This is a genomic window from Xenorhabdus mauleonii (assembly GCF_900113945.1).
Taxonomy (GTDB): Bacteria; Pseudomonadota; Gammaproteobacteria; order Enterobacterales; family Enterobacteriaceae; genus Xenorhabdus; species Xenorhabdus mauleonii.
Window position 1 is genome coordinate 62,027 of sequence record NZ_FORG01000008.1, and the last position, 20,703, is coordinate 82,729.

Sequence of the window (20,703 nt, forward strand, 5' to 3'; positions counted from 1 at the left end):
GTTTTGGCGCTTAACAACGCAATAAAAGTCACTGTATCGTGTATTAAGTCATATTAATATTAATTAATTCAAATAATGAATTGATTTCATCTTTATTGTTAAGGAAATGGTTGAGAAAAAAACAGAGAATAAAGTTTGTCATTGCAGGGAATTGTCAGGCAGGATAATAGCCGGATGTTATGTACAATAAATAAATAGGTAATATTTTGAAGAGTAAAATTGGCTTGTGGTCGCGTTATCTTTTGGTTTTCGGATTGGTTGTATCTTTCGGTGCATGGAGTATTCCAAGTAACTTTGAGCAAGCCAAAGTAGAGTCTAGAAAAAATGTCTATGAAGGTCAGACGAAATCGGGCGTTGGCACACTGTATTGTGGCTGTGATTGGCAGTGGGTCGGCAAAAGTGGCGGGCGTGTTGATTTGGCCTCTTGTGGCTATCATGTGAGATCTCAACAAGCAAGGGCGGAACGCATTGAGTGGGAACATATGGTTCCTGCATGGGTGTTTGGGCACCAGCGCCAATGCTGGCAAGATGGCGGCAGGAAAAACTGTGTTGATACTGATCCGGTATTTCGCATGATGGAGTCGGATATGCACAATCTGGCGCCTTCAATTGGGGAAGTGAATGGTGATCGCAGTAATTTTGGTTATGGCATGGTTGCCAGAAATACACCAAACATGTACGGGGCATGCAGCAGCAAGGTAGATTTTAAATCACGCTTGTTTGAACCACGCGATAAAGTGAAAGGAATGGTAGCCAGAGTCTACTTCTATATGCACGATCGCTATAACTTAGCGATGTCACGCCAACAGCAGCAATTAATGATGGCATGGGATCGCCAATATCCCGTGGATGCGTGGGAACGCGACAGGGATAATCGCATTGCCCGAATTATGGGTCATCACAATCCATTCGTGACTGGCAACAAAAAATGGGAATTGGGGCACAAAAATTCAGGTCAGGGGTTGGTGGCAACTTCTGGCGCAGCGCAGCAAAATAGCCTGCATGCGGCGGGCAATCAGGCATCAGGCAAAAAGGCCGCTGCAAAAACAGCACCGAATGAGATGATAAAAGGGAATAAAACGAGTCAAATATATCACTTAGCGCACTGTTCTGGTTATAAGAGAGTAGCGGATAAAAATGCAGTATATTTCCGGACAGAAAGCGAAGCCAAAAGGGCGGGATATCATTTGGCCGGCAACTGCAAAAAATAATTCAATATCATGATTATTAGTTGCTTTTTGAGCGTTCTTCAACTGCGTTTTCAGCGAAAAGTGACAAAGTTTTTCAGTGAAATTTTAGTGCAAACCTTGTCATAAATAAAAAACTGTCATTATACTGAAATTATAGTCCGTTATATTAGATTAAAGAAAACGGAAGATATGAGGGATGCTAATGACAGAAACTAGAACTGCATTCTTGGTTAGAAACCGGCAATTAAGATTAATGCTATCGATAAAATAGCGATCTTGGTGCCGGTTTTTTTTATGGGCCTTAATGAGCTTAAAAGGGAGCTCCTGTCTGTTCGGAAATACCCAATAGGTTTCAAGTAACCGCCTCTAGGCGATAGCTTGGAAGAGATAAAGCGATAACGCAGTTATTCTATCAATGATAGAACACCGCAAGTGCGAATCTAACGATAAGGTGTGCGACTATGGGTAGACAGAAAGCAGTGATTAAATCTCGCCGTGAAGTCAGACGGATGTTAAAAAAAGATATGAAACAGTCGCGTTATCGGGACAGTGATAATGTGACCTCACTGGTGCAGATTGGGGGTGTTGAAGCGATAGGGATGGCTCGCGAGAGCCGGGATACCTCGGAAATTTTGCCACGAACTGAAACTCAATATCGCTATATGCGCTCAATTAATCACAAGCAACTTATTATTGCCAATGGGGAAGCAGGGTGTGGCAAAACTTACATTAGTACAGCGATGGCTGCTAATGCCTTAATTAATAAAGAGGTTGATAAAATTATTGTGACGCGTCCGGTATTACAGGCGGAAGAAGATCTCGGTTTTTTGCCGGGAGATATGGCCGAAAAATTTGCGCCTTATTTCCGCCCGGTATATGACGTGTTATTGAAACGCATGGGGACATCATTTCTACAATATTGCCTGCGCCCTGAAATTGGTAAAGTAGAAATAGCCCCCTTTGCTTATATGCGGGGAAGGACATTTGAAAATGCATTTGTTATTTTGGATGAAGCACAAAACGTGACCACCAACCAAATGAAAATGTTCCTGACCCGACTGGGAGAAAACGTAACCGTGATTGTTAATGGCGATATTAGTCAGTGTGATTTACCTGAAAACATAACATCGGGGTTGCAGGATGCATTGGACAGATTTTCTAATGATGAAGACATCAGTGTTATTCATTTTTCTCAACAAGATTGTGTACGTTCCACGTTATGTCAAAAAGCGCTGGCCGCGTATGATTAATCATTTTTAATTGCAAATGCCTCACTCCTTATTATATCAAGGAGTGAGGCAGGCGTGATTTGCCTTCTGTCCAATAATTAACAATTGTGTGCTAATGGATTATAAATATGTATGTGATATCTATAAGGTGGCAAGGTATTTTCTGGCGCTTTCAAATTTATCAATATATTCCTTTTCTATATGATGTTCTTTATTGTTTTTTGTCAGTTTATTTACTCGCCTCAATTCTGAATAGGTTATTGGAGAGATATGATTAGGCGACCCAATGTCTTTATAACCGGCATGTCTCCATTGATGGTGGAAGTTTCCCTCATTAATATTATTATCAACATTATTTGAAGGGCTATATCCTTTCATATAAAACCTCAGTCCCTTGATGGGCGAGTTTTCAATACCAGCTTCCTTTTCAACCCAATCAATTGCTAATTTAGATGTTTTTCTAAAAAATGCTGTTAAGAAACTTTTACTAATAATAGATGTATAATGGTAATCTTCATTATCCTGAAAGCGATTCTTCATTAGGTCATCTCTATTGAATTTATGTTTCTCTAGCCGATCACTCATCATTTTATCAAGGTTTGCCAGCGCGGCAAAACCAGCTCTGTCACTTTCTAGGAATGAATCAAAGACATGAGAAAAGTAGTCTTTATTTTCAATATTATAATTATTATAAATGGATGAAGTGAAGAAATTATTACCATTCCTTCTTCTGGTAAACCCCTCATAATATTTACAACCTTTTTGGGCGGTCAACAATTCTGATATGCTTTGTGGATTATTGGGGTCTTCTTTGCCTATTGCACCGTATTTTTGTAGAAAAGTTCTTTTTCCATCATAAAAAGAATTTTTTGCAAGAAAACCGGCTCGGTAGTTATTGTAAGTTTTATTTACACCCACTTTGTTTTCATTTTTATTTCTTCTGTCAAGTGTTTTATGTAATGACAACTGTCTTGAATGAACATTTAAAAAACCACACCAACTTTTCAATAAATAGATAATTTCGTGATTGCTTAACCCTGTTGCATTTTGAATTGCCTCAATTTTTACTTGCCTGTTGCATCTCTTGATAAGATTCTCTTGAAGGCCAAGGGTATCCCATAAAGAGCAGTAAAATTCATTAATTAAATTTTCTGCATTGTTTTTATTTCTCACTAAATCGCTTTTATCATAACCAGAGTTTACGAATTCCTTGATTGCGGAAAAGTTATCATCTTTGGTCGCATAAATTCCTATGGCTTGGTTCAAATCATTAATAGTTATATATACATTTTCATCTTCATGCTTTTTTTTGCATAAATATAATTGCCTCAAGTAACTTTGGCGATGTTCATCAAGTCCAAAAACAACAATAATATTCTTTCTCATTTAATTTTCTCAAGCTGGGTTTATGTATACGCACCGTACTTCAAGGTGCATGTATTATCATCCCGCGACGCGGGATGATAATACGCTGCTTCCTGAAACTTGGAGTTAATAGAGTATATATATTAAACAGGAGAGCTATTGGTTCATACTATGTGTAATGTTGGGAATAAAATTAAATAATTTTATTAAAAAAGCCTGGTGATTTTATTTCATTATTAATAAAATGGTGTTTTTCTGAATTTTTGTTTGTATGTGACGTATTTTTTTAAACCAACTAACCTATCGTTTATATCGCTATTATGATGGAAAATAAATTAACTTCAAGGCAATGTAAACTGAATTTCGATTTCGGTTCCGCCTTTTTTAGGTTTTTTGATTTTCAATTGGCCTGACATCAGGGATACACGTTCGCGCATAATGGCCAGTCCAAATTGTTCCCGCTCCGCTAATTTTTTAGGAATACCGCGGCCATTGTCACTAATAACGATAATGATTTTCTTTCCTATAGGATAGATGCGGATACATACCCAGCTTGCAGATGAATGTTTATAACAGTTATTCAAGGCTTCTCTGATAATTTGTATTATATGTCGGCTATGACCAATGGGAATAACCTGATGAGTGATTCGATAATGTAAATCAATATCAAATCCTAGCCTATTGTTGAATTCTTTAATTAATGTTTTCAGTGATTCATGTAAATCATAATGATTTTTTTCCGTTCGGAGTGAAACCAGCATCTCCCTGAATTGTTGGCCTGCAATATCAAGTTCCTCCTTGATCATTCTTAACGCAATCAATCCTTGGCGAGAGAATTTATCGGTGCGAAAGTGCAGGCTGTTTATTTGAATCTTCAAGAACAGAAATGATTGTGCGACAGTATCATGTAATTCTCTGGAAATGGCCTTTCGGTCATCTGCGATGCTCTGTTTTATTTGCAGGCGTACGGTTTTTTTGAGTGACAGGTGTTTTGCCAGTGCATCAACAACGGCTTGAATTAAATTTCGTTCATAAATAGACAGATTCCGATCTTGATGAATAAGGATTTGAACCATTCCGTGGAACGTATGTTTATCATATAAATCCCACTTTAGCATCCGTGACAGGTGGTTATTTGAAGTATCATTCGGATATTCAAAATAGTATCTCTTTTGTGGATGATAAAGAATGACCCTGACTTCATCAAAAGAAATCAGTTGATTCAGATGGGAAAACACTATGTGAAAATTATCGGATAATGAAGTATTCAGGTTAAGTTGTGAGTGAGCGAATATGAGGAAACGAAGGTACTTTTTTTCTTGTTTTAAGATAGCTATTTTACGTTGTTCCTGTGTGGTGAACAGCGTTACCCGTAGCCCAATTAAATTCGCCCTGTGCAGTAAAACCAGCAAATAGAATGTACCCAGAATGTTAAATGCCACCCACAGCTTTTCAAGCAACGTGAGTGGGGTACTGAATCCCAATAACAGGAGAACAAACAAATTGATGGCGATAGCTGCGCCACACAGCCAGCCTGTGAATGCCGCTGGATTGCCAAAAAAGGTTTTCATCAGTTAAACAATTCTCCTGTTGCCCTGATCAAAACCTTAGCTTAATTAATTAAAAAGGGTTAATTATTGCCCGATTTTCATGCCTGCCATCGTCATTAAAGTACGAAACAATCGGGAAACAACATACAGCGTCAGTACGCTGCAAAGCCAAATTGTTACCATCCAAACTAAACGTTTCCATAACGAAGAATGGGTGTTTTGGGTTTCAGTGGTAGTTTTGGTTGTGATTGATTTTTCCTCTAAAGACATAGTAGCTCCAGAAAGTGTAAGTCAGGATGATAGGGATAATGAACAATGCGCCAACGAGCATAAAACCTAACGATTGCGATGGAGAGGCTGCCTCCTCATAGCTGATGTAAGGCGGTATGATATTTGGCCAGATGCTGATCCCCAATCCGCTGAAACCCATGAAAATCATTAATAAGGCTGTCAGGAAAGGCGTGTAATGGCTGGTGCGTTGGCTCGCTTTCATTAATTGCCAGCTTGACCAAAAAATCAGTAAGGGTACTGGCATGAAGAAAAACAGGTTTGGCAAACTGAACCAGCGTTCAGCAATGGCTGGATGGGCAAGGGGTGTCCAAATGCTAATGATGACTATACTGATGAACATTACCAAAGTCAGAGGGCGCAAGGCTCGATACATTTGTTTTTGCAGATGCTCCTCGGTTTTCATTACCAGCCAGCCGCATCCCAGCAGAGCATAAGCAACGACAAGGCCGAATCCGCAAAAGAGCGGGAAGGGTGCCAGCCAATCAAAATAACCGCCGGTATAGACGCGGTTCTCGACAGGAAAACCTTCGATGACAGCTCCGACGACCACGCCCTGCATAAAAGTCGCCACTATTGAGCCGCCAATAAATGCCTTATCCCAAAAATGCTGATGCTCGGGCGTTGCCTTGAAACGAAATTCAAACGCAACTCCACGAAATATCAGGCCCAACAGCATGATTGTGAGGGGGATTGTCAGTGCATCTAAAATGATGGCATAAGCCAAAGGAAACGCGCCGAATAACCCCGCGCCGCCCAATACCAGCCAAGTCTCATTGCCATCCCAAACGGGAGCGACGGAATTCATCATCAAGTCGCGATCGGATTTATTTTTGACCAGCGGATATAAAATACCGATGCCGAGGTCAAAGCCATCCATTACGATATACATCATGATGCTGAATATGATAATCAGAAACCAAATGAGAGAAAGATCAATACCCATTGGCTGGCTCCTCAATGGAATTTTGTTTAATGCCTTTACGGATAAGTTTCATCATATAGGCATAACCGACGCCGAAAACACAGCCGTAAACGGCGAAGAAAATCAGCAGGCTGATACTCATGTGGATATCGCCATGTGCTGATACCGCATCTTTGGTGCGCAACAGGCCATACACAACCCAAGGTTGACGACCAATTTCTGTCGTAAACCAACCTGCAAGGATTGCGATAAGGCCTGAAGGCGCCATCAAAAGCATGAAACGGAGAAAGAGGCGATTTTCATACAGCCGTTTTTTATGGCGTAGCCATAGCCCCCAGAATCCGGCGAAAATCATCAAAATCCCCAGACCGACCATGACACGAAATGACCAAAATACCATAAGCACATTTGGGCGATCTTCCGGTGAAAATTCTTTCAGTGCCGGAACTTGCTTATCCAGACTATGTGTCAGGATCAGGCTGGCAAGGTATGGGATCTTGATTGCATAACGTGTTTCTTCGGTTTCTTGATTGGGAATGCCAAACAAAATTAAAGGCGTGGCTTCTCCGGGAGGATTTTCCCAATGTCCTTCCATTGCGGCGATTTTGGCCGGCTGGTGTTCCAAGGTATTCAAGCCATGCATGTCACCAATCAGGGCCTGTAACGGTGCGACAATCAGGATCATCCACATGGCCATTGACAGCATTTTCCGCATGGCTGATGAGTCATTGCCTTTTAGCAGATGCCAGGCTGCGGATGCGGCAACAAAAAATGCCGAGGAGAGAAATGCCGCGGTAGTCATATGCAGCAAGCGATAAGGAAAGGAGGGATTGAAAATCACGGCCAACCAATCAACCGGAACAATTTGGTTGTTAATGAGTTCATGGCCTTGCGGTGTTTGCATCCAACTGTTGGAGGCCAAAATCCAGAATGTGGAAATGATCGTTCCAAGCGCCACCATGCAGGTTGCGAAAAAATGCAGTTTTTCACCAACCCGGTGCCAGCCAAACAACATAACACCAAGAAAGCCTGCTTCAAGGAAAAATGCGGTCAGCACTTCATAAACTAATAAAGGGCCTGTAATGGAACCGGCAAAATCAGAGAAAAAGCTCCAGTTGGTACCGAATTGGTAAGCCATAACCAAGCCGGAAACTACTCCCATGCCGAAATTAACTGCGAAAACTTTTGACCAGAAATGGTATAACACCTTGTAGTCTGTATTGCGCGTCTTAAGCCACAAGCCTTCCAATACCGCTAAAAAGCTGGCTAGACCGATCGTAATGGCAGGAAAGATGATGTGAAAAGAAACCGTAAAGGCAAACTGTATCCTTGCAAGTTCAAGGGCATTTAATCCGAACATAGTGACCCCTTGTTTAAATCTATTAGTAAGTGAGTAAACAAATTTATTGGTATATAGGTAAACGAAGTTGAAAAGTGCAGGTAAGTAAAACATAGCAGTTATAGGTATAATAGTTACAATTTCTTATTTTTTGTCTATAACAGTTTTTTATTAATAAATAACGATGGAATATATAAAGAATGTTGGTTGCTTATAAATAACTTATTAATAATTACGCAAGTGATTTTATGAGTGAAGCAATAAGAAAATAAATCACATTAATGGCGCGATACAATAATGAATGAAGAAATTATTGTCTGTGTAAAATAACTTATTAATAAATATTAAAAGTGAATAATACTTCATAACAATTAAAGCATGAGGATTTTTCTTTAGAGATTTTATTAAAAACATAGAGTGGTTTCTGTTTCTTATCATATAATGTATAACACTTTTAATTTTCTTATTATTTGATATAACAATTTAAGAAAAGGCTAGACATATGACGCGTTACGAACAGTTAGCTGGCATGATTCGCCAGCAAATAGAAGATGATATCTGGCAAGTGGGGGATAGGTTGCCATCACTGCGGGAGACGGTGAAATCGTCAGGATTGAGCTTGATGACAGTATTGCAAGCCTATCAGTTGCTGGAAAGCCAAGGATGGGTCGTAGCGCGGCCTCAATCAGGATATTACGTCGCTATGCGACTGAAACCTTTTGCTGCGGCAAAGGGAGGGAAGGGGCTGAATTTAAGTGAAAATGTCGAGATCAGCGCTTCTATTTTCGATGTATTGCAGGCATGCAAAGACCCGCAAATTATTCCCTTCGGTTCGGCATTTCCCGATCCTTCATTGCTGGTGGAGCCTAAGTTATCAAAAACATTGGCTTCCGTTGCCCGCCGATTTGTCCCGCACAGTTCACTGGCTAATTTGCCCCCGGGTAATGAAAAGTTACGTCGTAACATCTCACGCCGCTACGCGTCTTATGGCATCCATGTTTCGCCGGACGAGATTGTCATTACTGCGGGAGCAATGGAATCATTAAGTTTCAGCTTGCAATCAGTGACTTCACCGGGAGATTGGGTAGTGATTGAATCGCCGGCTTTTTATGGCGCATTGCAGGCGATAGAGCGATTACGCTTGAAATCCATTGCGATTAAAACGGATCCCCATACAGGCATTGATTTGGATTCATTGGAAGAGATTGTACAAAAATATCCGATTAAAGCTTGTTGGCTGATGTCGCGTTTTCAGAATCCGCTTTGCAGCACGATGCCTACCAAGCATAAACAGCGGCTGGTGGAAATTCTGAACCAGAATCAAATCGCTTTGGTTGAAGATGATGTATATAGCGAACTGTATTTCGGGCAAGAGCCTCCGGAGCCAATAAAAGCATGGGATACAGAAAATAATTTCATGCACTGCTCGTCATTTTCAAAATGTCTTGCGCCCGGTTATCGAGTGGGTTGGGTAGCCGCCGGGAAACATGCGAAGAAAATTCAGCAATTACAGATAATGAGCACCGTGTCAGCCAGTACGCCGACGCAACTGGCAATTGCGGATTATCTGACGCAGGGCGGGTATGACAATCATCTGCGGCGGTTGCGACGGCAACTGGAGCAGCTGCAAAGTCAGATGTTGCGTGCAATCAGCGACTATTTTCCTCAATCGGTGAAAGTGAACAGCGCCCGTGGCGGTTATTTCCTTTGGCTGGAATTTGAACCCCCTTTCAATGCCAACCGATTATATAAACTGGCGCTGGCTAAAAATATCAGCATTGCGCCGGGCAGCATGTTCTCTACCAGTTCCCAATTTGATCATGCTTTTCGTCTGAATACTTCATTTGCATGGAATGAAACCCAGGCTTTGGCAATGAAAGAACTGGGGGGATTATGTCATGCACTTTTGCGAGAATGCGGGTAATCAATCACATTTCAATCATTTGGATATTGTCGTCAGGGTAATTATTTGCGAATGTTTCTGTTAACAATTCGACCCAAGGGTATCGACATTAACCATAACCATCTTTTGGTGTTGTAAACAGAATATAAAGTAGTAAAGGAGTGGCATGAAAATGAAATGTTTTGATTATGCAACGTTACCAAGAGAGCAATGGTCTGAAGGGAAAGGCGAAACCAGAGACATCGTCTGCTGGCCTGTTTCGGATGATTTTGCTTGGAGAGCTTGCTTCACAACCATCCATAAAAGTGGAAATTTAGGACAATATCCTGACATTGATCGTTCTATTATTCTATTGAAAGGAAAAGGCATTCGCCTAACCAGCCCAGGATATCTGGAGCATGATTTAGTAAAAAAAATGGAGCCATTCCATTTTTCGGGTGATATACGGGGGCACGTTGAATTGCTGGATGGCTCCGTTCAGTGTTTCAATATCATGACACGTCGTTCATGTTGGGTTTCTGAAATCTCGGTGGTTTCAGACGAACGTTCATTGCCTACATTGCATAGCGGTGTTCTATACGTTTTAAAAGGCCGCTGGGAAATGAGTGGTTCAGAGTGTGTCCAGCTTGCTTTTGGGCAGGGGGCATGGTGGTTGCCGGATATACGAGAGGGAACGATTAAACCGTTGGTTGCTGACAGCCAGCTATTGTGGGTGGATTTGCGTCCTTTTGAATAAATTAACTAACTCGATATTGAATATCATCAAATAAGCGACTTGGTTTGATATCAAGTCGCCTTTTGAAGGGAGTTTTTAATTGGTACCAATGACATTATATATCCTATTAACTCCAAGTTTCAGGAAGCAATGTATTATCATCCCGCGTCGCGGGATGATAATACATGCACCTTGAAGTACGACGCGTATATGTCTATTTATTCTGTGAAATAAAAGCATTATGTGAACGAAAATGTTTCCATAATAGAATTAATTTATTAAGGAAATAGGTTTTTTTTGTATGAGTATTTAGGACTTATCCTAACGCAGAGAATAAATTAAGTCGGCTTATTATATTTTATGTATGAATGGGTTTAAGTCAATTCATAGATTAAAATATATTTATTGTTTTTAAATGAAAAAATTTTTTTAATTTTTTATTTTTTATCCCAATAATGCTAATGAAACAACTCTTTAGTATGTAAATAGATAAATTTACATAGAGTTTTCTCACTTTTTAGCTGGTGGGATTTGCAAGTTTACTTTTGTAATTATTGAAACTCATTTGATTTTCATATAAAAAGCTTCACCTGATTAAATATCATGTTTTTTATTTGCCAGAATTATTTATTTGAGTGGAGTTATGGATAAAGAGAATAGGTTAGAAACTGCTATTAATAACACGAGTTTTATTCGTCGTATTGCATGGATGAATATAGCCTTTCAATCATTATTTCCTGTTATTGTCAGTTTTTCTCCGGCTATGGCAGCCAACACAGGTGAACAAATTGAAAATGAATCAGTAACGGTGCCGGCAATCCAAAGGTATATCGTTCAGAAAAATGAAACTTTGAATGATATCGCCAAAAAGTTCAATGTAGCAATTGACGAAATAAAAGCTGCCAATCCACAACTTTCATTATTTAATGATAATACCTTGTTAACATCAGGAAAACATATTGTTATTCCTGCGAGAAAAAAATGGCTGAAATTACCTGATACCCAGCAAGAAACAGCAAAACAAGAAACAACAAAACAAGAACCGACAGGGCAAGAAAATCAGCTGGCCCATGCTGTTAAACAAACAGGGCAGTTTTTAACAAACGACCCCAATATTCATACCGCAACGGATCTCGTCCGTTCATCCCTCGTCAGTAAAGCTAATGGCGAAATTGAGCAATGGCTTAAAAAAATGGGTAATGCCCGCGTTCAACTTAATGTTGATAAGAAATTTTCGTTGTCAGGGAGTCAATTTGATTTGCTTTTCCCTTTGTGGGAACAAAAGGAAAATCTTATCTTTAATCAAAGCAGCCTGCATAAAACCGATGGCAGGACGCAGGTTAATTTAGGCTTGGGATGGCGTCATTTCACGCCGGAATATATGTATGGCAATAATGTATTTTTTGACCATGATTTATCAAGAAGTCATTCCCGTATTGGCCTTGGGGTCGAATATTGGCGCGATTATTTAAAACTGAGTGCTAATGGCTATTTGAAAATCAGTAATTGGAAAGATACGCCGGATATAGAAGATTATCGTGCACGACCGGCGAATGGTTGGGATATTCGCGCCGAAGGGTATTTTAAATATTACCCTCAATTGGGCGCAAAATTAATGTATGAAAAGTATTATGGTAATGAAGTGGCGTTATTTGGCAACGACAAACGCCAGAATAATCCTCAGGCATTGACTGCGGGCATTACGTATACGCCGGTGCCGTTAATTACTTTTGGTGTTGAAAGAAAGCAAGGTAATTCGGGCCAGAATGACACAAATTTAAATCTTCAGATAAATTATCAATTCGGTATGCCGTGGTCGAAACAAATTTCAACTGATGCCGTTCCTCAACTACGCACATTAGCAAATAATCGCTACAGCTTTGTTGAGAGAAACAATAATATTATTCTGGATTATCAGAAGAAGGAAGTTATTCGGTTACAGTTAGATAAAGAAATCAACGGATATGCGGGTGAAGAAAAACCGTTAAAAGTTTCTGTAACCTCAAAATATGGTTTAGAGCGCATTGATTGGAATTTTGCTTCATTAATGAAGAATGGCGGTAACGTGATTGAAAAAGAGCATCATGATTACCATATTCTTTTGCCACATTATCAATATGGTAAAAATGCGAAAAATACTTATCAAATTTCTGCGGTTGCCATCGATAAAAAAGGTAATCGTTCATCTCGTGTTTCCCTTCAGGTTATTGTCTCTTCAGCGGCGATAGATAAAGCCCACAGCCTGTTTTTGCCAGAAAAAATTGTGATGCCTACCGATGGCAAAAGTACTAGGCAAGTGATACTGGAGATCAGAGATCGAAATAACTTACCGGTTGATGTTGATGTTCAAGAGCTGAATCTTCAGGTTGAACCTGAACATAGAACGCAAGATCGCCGATCGACAGGGCAATCCTCAGGTAAAAATGAAACAGCCTCATCTGCAGCCAATCAATCTATTCAAATTTCTGCTTTCCAGCGTATTGGTGTGGCGAAGTATGCTCTTAAAGTCACTGCCGGTACACGTCCTGAAAGGTTGAAGTTAACGCCGTTCAGCAGAAACGTTGCTTTTTCTTTTGCCCATGTAGTGACGAAAGCCAATGAAAAAACCGCTCAGATCAAACCTGACCAGCTGAAGGTACTGACGAAAAACGTGCCGGCGGACGGTGCGTCACCGCATCAAATCGCCTTGATGGTAGTGGATGAATTTGGCAATCCCATCCCTGACTACACGGTCAAATCAACCGCCGATCATGGCGCGGTAATGGCACAGGAAGGGCAGACTGATGCCAACGGGCAGTTAACGGTTTCGCTCACCAATACCCAGGCGGGGGTGACCACCGTGACGCTGGACGTGGGTGGGAGGGAATATCCGGTCAAGGTGGCCTTTATGCCGGATGAAAAAACCGCTCAGATCAAACTTGACCAACTGAAGGTGTTGACGGAAAACGTGCCGGCGGACAATGTGTCACCGCATCAAATCGCCTTGACGGTAGTGGATGGATTTGACAACCCGATCCCTGACTACACGGTCAAGTCAATCGCCGATCATGGCGCGAAAATGGCACAGGAAGGCCAGACTGATGCCAACGGGCAGTTAACGGTTTCGCTCACCAATGCTCAGGCGGGGGTGACCACCGTGACGCTGGACGTGGGCGGGCAGGAATATCCGGTCAAAGTGACCTTTATGCCGAATGAAAAAACCGCTCAGATCAAACCTGACCAACTGAAGGTGTTGACGGAAAACGTGCCGGCGGACGGTGTGTCACCGCATCAAATCGCCTTGAAGGTAGTGGATGGATTTGACAACCCGATCCCTGACTACACGGTCAAGTCAACCGCCGATCATGGCGCGGAAATGGCACAGGAAGGCCAGACTGATGCCAACGGGCAGTTAACGGTTTCGCTCACCAATACCCAGGCGGGGGTGACCACCGTGACGTTGGACGTGGGCGGGCAGGAATATCCGGTCGGGGTGACCTTTATACCGGATGAAAAAACCGCGCAGATTCACCTTGGCCAACAGAAGGTGTTGACGAAAAACGTGCCGGCGGACGATGTGTCACCGCATCAAATCGCCCTTACCGTGGCAGATAAATCCGGCAACCCGATCCCTAACTACACGGTCAAGTCAACCGCCGATCATGGCGCGAAAATGGCACAGGAAGGCCAGACTGATGCCAACGGGCAGTTAACGGTATCGCTCACCAATGCTCAGGCGGGGGTGACCACCGTGACGCAGGAGGTGGGCGGGCAGGAATATCCGGTCGGGGTGACCTTTATGCCGGATGAAAAAACCGCGCAGATCAAACCTGACCAACTGAAGGTGTTGACGGAAAACGTGCCGGCGGACGGTGTGTCACCGCATCAAATCGCCTTGACGGTAGTGGATGAATTTGGCAACCGGATCCCCGGCTACACGGTCAAGTCAACCGCCGATCATGGCGCGGCAATGGCACAGGAAGGCCAGACTGATGCCAACGGGCAGTTAACGGTATCGCTCACCAATATTCAGGCGGGGGTGACCACCGTGACGTTGGAAGTGGGCGGGCAGGAATATCCGGTCAAGGTGACCTTTATGCCGGATGAAAAAACCGCTCAGATCAAACTTGACCAACTGAAGGTGTTGACGGAAAACGTGCCGGCGGACAATGTGTCACCGCATCAAATCGCCTTGATGGTAGTGGATGAATTTGGCAATCCCATCCCCGGCTACACGGTCAAGTCAACCGCCGATCATGGCGCGGCAATGGCACAGGAAGGCCAGACTGATGCCAACGGGCAGTTAACGGTTTCACTCACCAATACTCAGGCGGGGGTGACCACCGTGACGCTGGACGTGGGTGGGCGGAAATATCCGGTCAAGGTGACCTTTATGCCGGATGAAAAAACCGCGCAGATCAAACTTGACCAACTGAAGGTGTTGACGGAAAACGTGCCGGCGGACAATGTGTCACCGCATCAAATCGCCTTGATGGTAGTGGATGAATTTGGCAACCCGATCCCTGACTACACGGTCAAGTCAATCGCCGATCATGGCGCGAAAATGGCACAGGAAGGCCAGACTGATGCCAACGGGCAGTTAACGGTTTCACTCACCAATACCCAGGCGGGGGTGACCACCGTGACGTTGGACGTGGGCGGGCGGGAATATCCGGTCAAGGTGACCTTTATGCCGGATGAAAAAACCGCCCAGATCAAACTTGACCAACTGAAGGTGTTGACGAAAGACGTGCCGGCGGACAATGTGTCACCGCATCAAATCGCCTTGATGGTAGTGGATGAATTTGGCAATCCCATCCCCGGCTACACGGTCAAGTCAACCGCCGATCATGGCGGGGTAATGGCACAGGAAGGCCAGACTGGTGCCAACGGGCAGTTAACAGTTTCACTCACCAATACCCAGGCGGGAGTAACCACCGTGACGCTGGAAGTGGGCGGGCAGGAATATCCGGTCGAGGTGACCTTTGTGCCGGATGAAAAAACCGCACAGATTGCAGAGGGCAATTTGCAAGTTATTCATCCGGATGGCTCTATTGCCAAGAAAGACGATAAGTTTATCGCAGATGGAGAAACAAAATATCGTGTCAGGGCAATCGTAACGGATAAATCAGGTAATTTACTGCCTGATGCAGAGGTCACTTTTCAGGCAGATAATCAGGCAAAAATAACGTCTGAAACGCTTAAAACAGATAAAGCAGGGAAAGTTGAGGGTTCAATCAGCAGCACTAAATCTGGGGCGACGATGGTGACAGCAACTATTAACAGAAGTACTGGAACTGTGCAATCTGAGTTATCCATGCTGTTTATTGGGAATAACATGACTGCCAATGTCGTGAAAGTGGAATTGGATGCGAGTAAAAACAAGCCGGATTCAGCTGGAAAATATATTGCGGATGGTCAAACCCCGGTTACCTTAAAAGCTCTTGTAGTTGATAAACATGGCAATGCACTGCCATCAATCACAGTGAGTTGGGCTTCTGATCGCGATAAAAATAGTGTTGCATTTGGAAATGCTCAATCAGAAACCGATGAAAATGGGGCGGCGGTTACCACCATCACCAGCAAAAAAGCATTTGATGTCAAAGTGACGGCCATTGCGAAGAAAGGCTCAAAAATAAGTTCAAATACCTCAGAACCTATCCAATTTAAAGCGGATTTATCCACCGGAAAACTTTCTGCAATAACGCCATCAAAATCTGAAGCACTTATTGCAGATGACAAAGACAGCGTAGAGCTTGTTTCTCAACTTTTGGATGGGCATGGAAACCCATTGAAAGGGGAAAAAGTTGTATGGTCAGTCGATAAAAGTCGTGCAGTTATTAACCAAACCAGTACAACGGATGAAAATGGATACGCGAGGACAATATTACGGACGACCCAGGCGGGAGCCATTGCGGTAACTGCAAATTATGGCGATTCAAATAATGATCAAAGCATTACGATTAATGCGCAGGCAGATTTGAAGACAGCCAAAGTCGTACTTACCAGTGAGAAAAATGTAGCTGTAGCCGATGGGCAGGAGCTTATTAAAATCATTGCAACTGTTGTGGATGCAAATAACAACCCCTTGGTTGGCAGGAACATCACCTGGAATTCACCGGGCAGTAACCCATTGACACCGTTTGAGGGCTTGATTGATGCACAGGGGAAATCCAGTACCGAGATTTCCAGCACCCGAGCCGGGGAAAAGGTGATTGAAGCCCGCCTCACCGATAAGATTAAAGCCACGCATACCGTGACTTTTACGGCTATCTCACCAGATTCGGCACAAGCTGATGCCGAAGGCATGAAAGCCCAGGGCAGCTTTACCTTATCACCCCAGTCGATTGTGGCAAATGGCGCCACGAAATCTGAAGCCACGTTGATTCTAAAAGATCAGCATGGAAACTTAATCCCTGGGCAGAATGACAAAATCAAATATTCAGTTGTCTCTGGTGATGCCGGCAGTATTACATTCCATAACCAAAAGGAGTCTGCAATCGGTACTTATAATGTCACGATTCCATCGGGGACAAAGGAAGGTACGGTTGTTATTCGTGCGAAAATCACCGAGCAACTCTATTTCGACACAACGCTAAAACTTTTGGCTGATGAAGCGACGAAGCAATTGGCTGACGTTACCATGATGAAAGGCATCAAGGCTGTAACCCCGAAGTCGGGTCTCAGACTGAAGAGATCGCCCATCACGGTGAATGCGGATGGTCAGGACAGTGTCGTGATTCAGGCCCAGCTCCAAGATAATAATGGTAATAAGTCACTGCCAGGAATAAATGTGAGTTGGAAAACATCCTTGGGAGAGTTGTCTTCAATATCGAGTCAAACCGATGCAAATGGGATCGCAGAGGTAACGCTGACCAGTACACAAACCGGTGATGCGCAAGTTACTGCAATACTGGCAACGAAAGAGAAAACAGCGCCAACCCAAGCACATTTTATGGCCGGGGCACTTTCAGCCGCCCATTCATTGGTGACTATCTCAAAAAATGTTGCGGTGGCTGGTGAAGACGTCCAAATCACGTTTACCCCGAAAGACAGGTATGGCAATACGCTGACAGAGCCTGTGGAAAATCTTACTTTAGCCTTTACGAATAATTTGGGAATAAGGTCTGGTTCCCCTGTTTTCAAACCGAATAATGCGGGAAGTTATATTGCGACCATTCAAGGGACAAAAGCAGGGCAGACGGACATTACTGTTAATGTTGATTCTTTGCGGATTGATCAATCTGTCAAATTGGAGATAGTTGCGAACAGAGCAAAACCTCAGGCTACCGATGAAACTAATCCATTTACATTAAGTAAAAAAGGTGTCGATGGTGTGCTTAAGGGGAGTGACAGTGTCACTGTTGGTGAGACAGTTATTTATTCAATTTCATTGACAGATGAAAATGGCAACCCACTTGACAAGGATATTCAGACCGATTGGTTCATTGAAGGTAAGGGATCGCTAAACGCAACACGGGTATTAACGGACAATAACGGTATTGCCAGAGTCGAATTGAGCAGTAAAGAAACGGGTACGGCGAAAGTCACGGTCAATCTGCCTGGCGGAAAATCGTATACTCAGAATACGGTATTTACGCCTGGTAAACTGAATACTGCCATGTCAGAAGTGACGTTATCTAAATCCAGCATCATTGCGGATGGCAAGGATACAACGACGCTCACGGCGAAATTGTATGATACGTTGAAGAATGCGATTCCTAATCAATCAACGCGGATTAACGTTACGGCACCAGAGGCGAGTGGTGTCAATATTTCCTCGCAAGTGATCGAAAATAAAGCTCGTCCCGGGGAATACACTATCTCCATCAATGGAACAAAAAGTGGAGAGGTGAAATTCACGGTATTTGTTGATAGTGCAGAGTTACTCAATAAACCGGTTCTAAAACTTATTGGTGACAGTCGAACCAAGAAGATGACAGCGTTCACTGTCAGTCAAAATCCGGTGCAGGCGGGCAATTCCGTGACTTATTCACTGAAAGTTATTGATGCCAATAATAATCCATTGGAAGACATAATGGTTTCATGGCGTTTGCCATCAAACATGGTTGATGACAACACACCTAAACCAAAATCTACGAGCCAAACAAATGAACTCGGTATTGCAGAGATAAACTTGACCCCCCTTAAGATTGGGAAATTCACGCTGGAAGCCTCTTTGGACGGGCAAAAGTATGAAAAAATGCCGGAATTGACGGTCACGCCTTCATCGGTTGACCGGCAAAAATCAACGTTCACAACTAACCTGGAGAAAATTGAGGCTGGAGATGAACTTCAGGAAGCAATACTGACGGTGACTTTATTGGACAAATACGACAATCCGATCAGTGGTCAACAGGTTAATGTTGGGTTGGTGAATAAATTAGGCGGCGTTAAGGTGGGGGCAGTCAAAGATCATGGAGATGGCACTTATACGGCTCCGGTAACTTTGGGCAGTCACTCAGGGATAGCAGAATTTCATGCTACTGCTGATGAGCAAAAAATAGGTGATACCTTGAGCATCAAAGTAGAGAAGATGATACCAAAACTAAACTTCTCTCATAAAAAGGTAAGGGCAACCTATACCAAGAACTATCCACAATCTCAAAAGGTACTGAATTCACCTGCCGGTGCTCGCCAAATATGGTCAAGTTCAGCACCAGACGTTGCGAAGGTGGACAGCCAAGGCAATGTGACCTTGTTGAAAGCAGGTAACACAACCATTACGGTAGAAACAGAAAGTACTGAGCAATACAAGATGGCCAGTGCGAGTTATCAATTAAATGTAAAACGGGCAAATCCGTTGCTAAAAAGCCAAAATGCACAAATTAGCGCGGAGTGGAACGATGGCATAACGTATTCAGTTATACCTGAAATTGGCAACCCGGATGCAAACAATGATGATTTCTTAGAAATGGCCCAATTTTCCAGTTCAGACAATAACGTCGTGAAGGTTGATAAAAATGGGAAATTACAGGCTGTGAAACCAGGTACCGCGACGATTATGATCAAAACGCCAAGAACTGAGCAGTTTAGAAAATCCACTGCCACTGTCCGTTATCAATTGAAGAAAGGGAAAGTTAAAATTGAATTTGGTAGAAATATTATCAGAGGGTCTATTCATGATGAGGATATCAAGCTCCTGCAGCAGAACCCATCTTCACCTATTCCTCCGGATGTTAAGCTTAAAACAAAAAGTAGTGCTCATTCCGTTATAAGCATTTCGGATGACAGCTCTATGAGCAATAACTGGCAAGTAAAGTCTGTGGGTACGACAACAATTACTCAATATATTTCCGGTAATGATTACTATAATGATAGTAAAGGGAGTTATAAAGTTGATATCTATGGTGTACCTGAGATTGTTGCACCATCGATCAAAGTAACTAATGCGGGGGAAGAATCCGGGAATAAGGATTGGATCCCGGTATTTGAAGATGACGTCATTAGTGTATCATGGTCATTGGGCAAACATACTAATGACTATGACAAAGCTGCTCTTGTAACTGTACAGTTGATTGAGGAAGGGGGTAGACTACTCGATGAAGATAAGTACATCGTTAGTAGGTTGCGTCCATCGGGATTAATGAAAACCTCCTTTTATCCAGAAAAAAGTTATTGGGGTAAGAAAGCATTTATTAGATTCAGAGTAGACGGTTTCGCTTCTACTGTGAATCAAACAGAAATGAGTTCTTTCTACATTAAAAACCTTAAACCTCATGAGATATGGAAAAGCTTCGGTGTGCAAACGCATATAATCAAGGAGCATGAACCTGGTAAGGGTTATACGGGGCGTTTGGGCTTCGCTAAGGGGCCAATTAAATCGCTGCGGTATCTTCTAAAACAAAACAAAATGATCTTTGGTTCCAGCCGTAAATTGATCTCACCTATGGATATTTCTATTGAGGCTGTGAGCATTACTGATGTTCTATCTTTTCGTTCCGATAACACCAAGAAATTTACCATACAAGGTGATAGAACCGATGATTTTGAGAATAATGAGGCTAACCGTTGGGACTTGAATTATAGTAACAATCAATGGCCGACTGGAGGTAGAGGTAGTAGGGGATATGAGTTATCTGTAGAAATTAAGTATAATGACCATGTATACAAATATCGGGGTACAAAGCAGCATGTTTATAATTCCGGTACTGCTGGCATGACAACTCAATTTACAGATGATAAGTGGGAATTGATACAATAATTCGGCCCCGATTAGT

At 42.6% G+C, this 20,703-nt stretch carries 10 protein-coding genes; 5 read left to right on the top strand and 5 right to left on the bottom strand.

Translation table 11 applies throughout. The features are described from left to right. The first annotated feature begins 224 nt into the window (after positions 1 to 224). Positions 225 to 1,211 carry an endonuclease gene (locus BM100_RS09880; RefSeq protein ID WP_420855342.1) on the top strand — a complete coding sequence of 329 codons (987 nt, stop codon included), beginning with the start codon at positions 225 to 227 and terminating at the stop codon, positions 1,209 to 1,211. A gap of 440 nt (positions 1,212 to 1,651) precedes the next feature. Then, positions 1,652 to 2,440: a phosphate starvation-inducible protein PhoH gene (gene phoH, locus BM100_RS09885; RefSeq protein ID WP_092510447.1), complete on the top strand. Its 789-nt coding sequence runs from the start codon at positions 1,652 to 1,654 to the stop codon at positions 2,438 to 2,440. Between the two features lie 120 nt (positions 2,441 to 2,560). On the opposite strand, the gene BM100_RS09890 is transcribed toward phoH, so the two are convergent. The 5 genes from BM100_RS09890 to BM100_RS09910 all read right to left on the bottom strand — a co-directional run bounded on the left by BM100_RS09890 (position 2,561) and on the right by BM100_RS09910 (position 7,907). After that, a complete protein-coding gene (locus tag BM100_RS09890) occupies positions 2,561 to 3,805 on the bottom strand; it encodes a hypothetical protein (RefSeq protein WP_092510449.1) in 1,245 nt (414 codons plus the stop codon). Positions 3,806 to 4,125: 320 nt separating this feature from the next. Continuing rightward, a complete protein-coding gene (locus tag BM100_RS09895; RefSeq protein ID WP_092510451.1) occupies positions 4,126 to 5,355 on the bottom strand; it encodes an ATP-binding protein in 1,230 nt (409 codons plus the stop codon). 63 nt (positions 5,356 to 5,418) lie between these two features. Further along, on the bottom strand, positions 5,419 to 5,604 hold the full coding sequence (locus BM100_RS09900; protein ID WP_092510453.1) for a DUF2474 domain-containing protein: 186 nt from the start codon (positions 5,602 to 5,604) through the stop codon (positions 5,419 to 5,421). Beyond that, a complete protein-coding gene (gene cydB, locus BM100_RS09905) occupies positions 5,561 to 6,568 on the bottom strand; it encodes a cytochrome d ubiquinol oxidase subunit II (RefSeq protein ID WP_092510455.1) in 1,008 nt (335 codons plus the stop codon). The genes BM100_RS09900 and cydB overlap by 44 nt, the downstream gene beginning before the upstream one ends. Further along, positions 6,558 to 7,907, bottom strand: a complete 1,350-nt coding sequence (locus BM100_RS09910) for a cytochrome ubiquinol oxidase subunit I (protein ID WP_092510457.1) — start codon at positions 7,905 to 7,907, stop codon at positions 6,558 to 6,560. The genes cydB and BM100_RS09910 overlap by 11 nt, the downstream gene beginning before the upstream one ends. 481 nt (positions 7,908 to 8,388) lie before the next feature. Between BM100_RS09910 and BM100_RS09915 the strand changes: the two genes are divergently transcribed. The 3 genes from BM100_RS09915 (at position 8,389) to BM100_RS09925 (ending at position 20,687) form a co-directional block, all read left to right on the top strand. Beyond that, complete coding sequence (locus tag BM100_RS09915) at positions 8,389 to 9,810, top strand: aminotransferase-like domain-containing protein (protein WP_092510459.1); 1,422 nt, start codon at positions 8,389 to 8,391, stop codon at positions 9,808 to 9,810. A 145-nt stretch (positions 9,811 to 9,955) separates the two neighbouring features. After that, entirely contained in the window at positions 9,956 to 10,525 is a 570-nt protein-coding gene (locus tag BM100_RS09920; RefSeq protein ID WP_092510461.1) for a HutD/Ves family protein, read from the top strand. Between the two features lie 622 nt (positions 10,526 to 11,147). Beyond that, entirely contained in the window at positions 11,148 to 20,687 is a 9,540-nt protein-coding gene (locus BM100_RS09925; protein ID WP_092510462.1) for an Ig-like domain-containing protein, read from the top strand. The last annotated feature ends 16 nt before the right edge of the window (positions 20,688 to 20,703 follow it).

Coding starts and splice junctions, on each gene's coding strand:
- BM100_RS09915 (WP_092510459.1), top strand. CDS start 8,389: ATGACGCGTTACGAACAGTTAGCTGGCATGATTCGCCAGCAAATAGAA.
- BM100_RS09890 (WP_092510449.1), bottom strand. CDS start 3,805: ATGAGAAAGAATATTATTGTTGTTTTTGGACTTGATGAACATCGCCAA.
- BM100_RS09900 (WP_092510453.1), bottom strand. CDS start 5,604: ATGTCTTTAGAGGAAAAATCAATCACAACCAAAACTACCACTGAAACC.
- BM100_RS09910 (WP_092510457.1), bottom strand. CDS start 7,907: ATGTTCGGATTAAATGCCCTTGAACTTGCAAGGATACAGTTTGCCTTT.
- BM100_RS09895 (WP_092510451.1), bottom strand. CDS start 5,355: ATGAAAACCTTTTTTGGCAATCCAGCGGCATTCACAGGCTGGCTGTGT.
- cydB (WP_092510455.1), bottom strand. CDS start 6,568: ATGGGTATTGATCTTTCTCTCATTTGGTTTCTGATTATCATATTCAGC.
- phoH (WP_092510447.1), top strand. CDS start 1,652: ATGGGTAGACAGAAAGCAGTGATTAAATCTCGCCGTGAAGTCAGACGG.
- BM100_RS09920 (WP_092510461.1), top strand. CDS start 9,956: ATGAAAATGAAATGTTTTGATTATGCAACGTTACCAAGAGAGCAATGG.
- BM100_RS09925 (WP_092510462.1), top strand. CDS start 11,148: ATGGATAAAGAGAATAGGTTAGAAACTGCTATTAATAACACGAGTTTT.